We start from the raw sequence: 4,582 nt of genomic DNA, 5'->3' as shown, positions 1-4,582 counted from the left end.
GCGCCAGGTCGGCGGCCTGCGCACCGCGGTTGCCAAGCAAGGCACTGCGATGGAAGCGGCGGCCGTTGACCAGCACCAGCGTCTGGTCCGGCGACAGGCCGCGCAGCGTGGCCGGGCGCACGAACACCTGGCCATCGGCCATCGGCAGGCGCTGCACCACGAACGACGGTACCAGCTGCGCCAGCACGTCCTTCAGGTCGGTGGAGTCGACCGACTGGATGTCCTGCTTGGTGAACACGTCCACCGGCGCCAGGGTTTCAAACTGGGTGCGGTTGGAGGCTCGGGTACCGGTGACCAGCATCGCGTCGAGCTGGGTAGGTGCGGTGTGGCTGCCGCTGCTGCTGGTGTCTGCCGTTCCGGCATCTGCTGCGATCGCGCCTCCTGCGCTGACCAGACCAAGGGCGAGGAGGATGGAACGCGACAGCTTCGAACGATGCACGGCGGAACTCCGGGAAGGCACGACAGGGCCAGGTGGGACCTGGACAAGGCGCGCAGTCTCGGCGTGGGATGTGAAGCAGCGATGACGTGGAGACGACAGTTGCAGCGGTTACGGTGCGGGTGCCGCCCGTACCGGGCTTGTGCTACCCGGCAGCGTCGTCGTCGAAGCCGAAGGTGGCTGGCCGCGCCGTCCGCAACGGGATGAACAGTGCGAGCGCGAAGACGACCAGGAAAGGGGCAGAGAGAAACGCCGCGTCGTTGCTGCCGAAGGCGATGAAGTTGGCATGCAGATCGCCGATCCACTCCAGCCGCATCAGCACCAGCACCAGGCCTCCGATCGTGGGACCCGGCAAACCGCCGTGGCCGGCCATCAGCATCGTCGGTGACAGCAAACCGGCCAGGAACGCGAAGCCGACGCGGTACAGCCATGGATTGCCGCGCCAACGCGGCGCCCAGCGCCACATCAGCACCAGCAACGCCAAGGTCAACAGCGCCGGCAGTACGAGGACCGCGATCACCAGTCCGATCATCCGATCGACTCCACTGCTGTGGTACTGCGCGTCTGCTCTGGCATGTCCCTGGCCTCCATCGTGTCCATGAAGGCCACATTGTTGCCGCTGCAACGGCAAACGCAAGGCCCCGCCACCGCAAGAACTGCTAAGCGCCCCACCCCGTCGATCCGCTACGCTGCCCGGCATTCGAACAAGGAACAGCGCGATGAGCGCGGCAGGCAAAGCGTTGTGGTACATCGAAAGCCATGCGGACAAGCCGCTGGCGCTGGCCGACATTGCGGCTGCCGCCGGACTGTCGCCGTTCCATCTGTCGCGCCTGTTCCAGGCCCGTACCGGCACGTCGGTGGTGCGCTACCTGCGTGGACGCCGCCTGACCGCCGCGGCGCAGCAGCTGGCCAACGGTGCCGGCGACATCCTGCAGGTGGCGCTGGCGGCGGGCTACAGCACGCATGCCGCGTTCACCCGTGCCTTCTGCGAGCAGTTCGGGCAGACCCCGGAACGCGTGCGCGAGCAGGGCCTGCAGGAGCTGGCACTGGTGCACGCGATCCGCCTCGACGATGCACCACAGGCCTGCAGCGAGGCGCCCAGGCTGATCGACTGCACGCCCTTCCAGGTGGCTGGCATCGGCATGCGCCACACCCGCAACAGTGGTGGTGCGATTCCGGGGCAGTGGGCACAGCTCAATCGCGAATGGCCAACGCCGGCACCGGTCAGTTTCGGTGTGTGCTGCAACAGTGACGACGATGGCGACTTCGACTACATCGCAGCGCTGCCGGTGAACGCCCTGCCATCGGTGCCGGCACACTGGCAGCGGGTGGATGTGCCTGCGCGCCGTTACCTGGTGGCCTGGCATGGCGGCCATATCTCCACCATCCGCTCGACCTGGTTCTGGCTGCTGGACCATTATCTGCCCGCCAACCACCTCAACCTGGCCAACGCGCCGGACCTTGAACGCTACGACACCCGCTTCGACGAGCATAGCGGCCACGGTGGCGTGGAAATCTGGCTGCCGGTCGATCAACGCCCTGCCTGACCCGGAGAGACTGACGATGCACGCAACGCGATGGATCCTGGCCCTGCTGCTGGCTTCGCTGGCGCCGATGGCGATGGCCGCAGCTCCCTTCACCGCCGGTGAACGCCACGGTGTGACAACGCTGGAAAGCGCGGCGATACGCGATGGGGCACACCGCGATGTGCTGCGCTTCACCGTGTGGTATCCGGCAACGCCAGGCAGCGAAGAAACACCGCTCACCATCGGGCCAGCGGATGCGCCGCTGTTCGAGGTGGGGCGCTCCGCCAAGGACGCCCCCATTGCCGGCGCGCGCCTGCCGACCCTGTTGCTGTCGCATGGCAACGGCGGCACCGCGCGCATGATGGGGTGGCTGGGCACCGCGCTGGCGCGCGCCGGCTACCTGGTGATCGCCGTGGACCACCCCGGCAACAACGGCGCCGATGAGATGACGCTGGCCGGCAGCGTGCTGACCTGGCTGCGCGCCGACGACCTGAAGGCCGCGCTGGCCGCAGTAAAAGCCGACCCGCAACTGGGGCCACACATTGATGCGTCGCGGCTGGGCGTGATCGGCTATTCCGCCGGTGGTTTCACTGCACTGCTGAACGCCGGCGCACGGCCGGACATGACGCGGCTGCTGGCGTTCTGCCGGGCGCACCCGGACGACGGCGTGTGCAGACCGCAGCAGGAAGCGGGCGCACATACGATGGAGGCGCGTCTTGCGGCAGCAGCATCGCCACAACTGCAGCCCTACGTGCAGCACGCTCAGGATGATCGTTCGATTCCCGGTGTCCGCGCCGTGTTCGTGTTGGCGCCAGCCATCGTGCAGGCATTCGCACCGGAGCAGCTGAAGGCGTTGCAGCAGCCGGTGGCGATCGTACTGGGCGCTGCTGATGAGGTGGCGCCACCAGCGACCAACGGTGATGTGGCGGCGGCACAGATTCCAAAAGCAACGCTGCACGCACTGCCGGGTGTCGGCCACTACGATTTCCTGTCCGGGTGCACGCCGCTGGCCAAGGAGCGACTGCAGGCGCTGTGTGTAACTGAGGTGCCGAAGGAACAGACGCATGCCGTGGTGGTGGAAGACGCGGTGCGCTTTTTCGGTGAGGCACTGCGGTAGAAGCTGTCGAGCACGGTTTGACGCTACGGCTGGCAGTAACGATTCGTTGCGCAGGTGATGACGCGACGCGAAGGTGCGCGGGACTACACTGCCCCCAGCGCTACACGGAGGATCGACCATGCGCCTGCTGCACCTCACCCTGCCGGTATCCGATGTCGCTCGCGTTGCCGATTATTTCCGCGACGTGCTGCAACTTGAGGTGGCCGGCGACCAGGTCCGCATCGGCTGGAGCACGATCCAGCTGCAACCTGCCGGCGACCACCCTGTCGGCGGCGTGCACCTGGCCTTCAATGTGCCGGACAACCGCTTCGCCGAGGCCATGACCTGGCTGCGTGCACGCACGCCCTTCCAACGCAACCCCGAAGGCCTCGATTACTTCGCACTGGAAAGCAGCTGGCAATCGCAATCGGTGTATTTCACCGGACCCGATGGCCTGATCCTGGAGCTGATCGGCCGCAGGCGCTTGCCGGCCAGCGAACGCAGCGGTGCCTTCCATGGCAGCGAACTGGCCTGCCTGAGCGAGGTCGGCCTGCCCAGCCACGATGTCGATGCGGTGCGCGAACAGTCCAGCCAGCGCTTCGGTCTGCAGCCGATCAGCCCGCCGTCGCCGCAGTTCGCACCGATGGGCGACGACGAGGGCCTGCTGATCGTGGTTGCCGCCGATCGCCGTTGGTTCCCCGAGCAGAAGGACCTGCCCAACGCGCAGGGACTGCAGCTGCAGGTGGGCGATGTGAGCGGCAGCGGCGAACTGCACGATGCCGCACTGGGCTGGCGGGTGCAGGCGGCCTGAGCTACCAGCTGCCCGAGGCGCCACCGCCGCCGCTGCGGCCACCACCACCGGACCAGTCGCTGGAACTGCTCGAGGACGAACTGGACGACGAAGTGCTGGAGGAGGAACGGTAGCCTCTGGACGAACCGCGGCCGCTGCGGGCTTTCTCGCCGGGCAGCAGGGTGAACACCCAGATGAAGTAGAGGAACAGCGTGCCCACGCTGGACAGGATCGTTGCCAGCACGCGGGCGTTCTCGTCGCCGGCACGGTCGATGGCCAGCACTGCGCCCAGCGCATAGCCAGCGGTCAGCAGCACCAGTACCACCACGCGGATGGCGAAGCTGTTGCGGTTCTTCCGCCAGCGCGCGCGGCCGGCCTGCACCAGGAAGAACACCAGCATGGCGGCGATGCCGACCGCCAGGTTCAGCAGCGTGTGCAGTGCAAGGCTGGGCGGCAACTGGCCACGGACCAGCATCACCACGAAGAAGCCAGTGCTGGCGGCCAGCATGCCGTACAGCACAATGCGTACGCCGCGGCTGCGACGCCAGCACCAGCCCAGCAGCGTCGCCACCAGTACAGCGGGCACCATCACGAAGAACAGAACCGGCAGCACGTGGCGCGGCAGCAGCAGCGTCGCAGACAGCACCCCCGCGGCGATCACCGCCGTCACCAGCAGCGGCCTGCCCCAGGCAGGCAATGTCGGCCACGTGGGCCTGGGCACCGCCGCATTGGCT

5 protein-coding genes and 1 pseudogene are annotated in these 4,582 nt (G+C 67.4%); 3 read left to right on the top strand and 3 right to left on the bottom strand.

Going from position 1 to position 4,582, the window contains the following annotated elements; genetic code table 11:
- Together DBR20_RS22935 and DBR20_RS10100 are read right to left on the bottom strand one after the other, a co-directional pair.
- Nucleotides 1–439 (bottom strand): TonB-dependent receptor plug domain-containing protein (locus DBR20_RS22935; protein ID WP_258223280.1); only part of this gene is annotated, 439 nt, incomplete at its 3' end.
- 142 nt (nucleotides 440–581) lie between these two features.
- Nucleotides 582–968, bottom strand: a complete 387-nt coding sequence (locus tag DBR20_RS10100; RefSeq protein ID WP_108266082.1) for a hypothetical protein — start codon at nucleotides 966–968, stop codon at nucleotides 582–584.
- A 187-nt stretch (nucleotides 969–1,155) separates the two neighbouring features.
- Between DBR20_RS10100 and DBR20_RS10095 the strand changes: the two genes are divergently transcribed.
- From DBR20_RS10095 to DBR20_RS10085, 3 genes are all read left to right on the top strand, one after another.
- On the top strand, nucleotides 1,156–1,983 hold the full coding sequence (locus DBR20_RS10095) for an AraC family transcriptional regulator (protein ID WP_108266081.1): 828 nt from the start codon (nucleotides 1,156–1,158) through the stop codon (nucleotides 1,981–1,983).
- A gap of 16 nt (nucleotides 1,984–1,999) precedes the next feature.
- On the top strand, nucleotides 2,000–3,079 hold the full coding sequence (locus DBR20_RS10090) for an alpha/beta hydrolase (RefSeq protein ID WP_108266080.1): 1,080 nt from the start codon (nucleotides 2,000–2,002) through the stop codon (nucleotides 3,077–3,079).
- A 118-nt stretch (nucleotides 3,080–3,197) separates the two neighbouring features.
- A complete protein-coding gene (locus DBR20_RS10085) occupies nucleotides 3,198–3,869 on the top strand; it encodes a VOC family protein (RefSeq protein WP_108266079.1) in 672 nt (223 codons plus the stop codon).
- A gap of 1 nt (nucleotide 3,870) precedes the next feature.
- Here DBR20_RS10085 and DBR20_RS22930 read toward each other — a convergent pair.
- Nucleotides 3,871–4,582, bottom strand: a pseudogene (locus tag DBR20_RS22930) (TPM domain-containing protein); the annotation flags it as partial.

Origin of the sequence: Stenotrophomonas sp. HMWF023, from assembly GCF_003060985.1 — a bacterium.
In the GTDB taxonomy this organism is placed as follows: domain Bacteria; phylum Pseudomonadota; class Gammaproteobacteria; order Xanthomonadales; family Xanthomonadaceae; genus Stenotrophomonas; species Stenotrophomonas lactitubi.
This window is presented reverse-complemented; position numbering and strand designations above follow the sequence as displayed.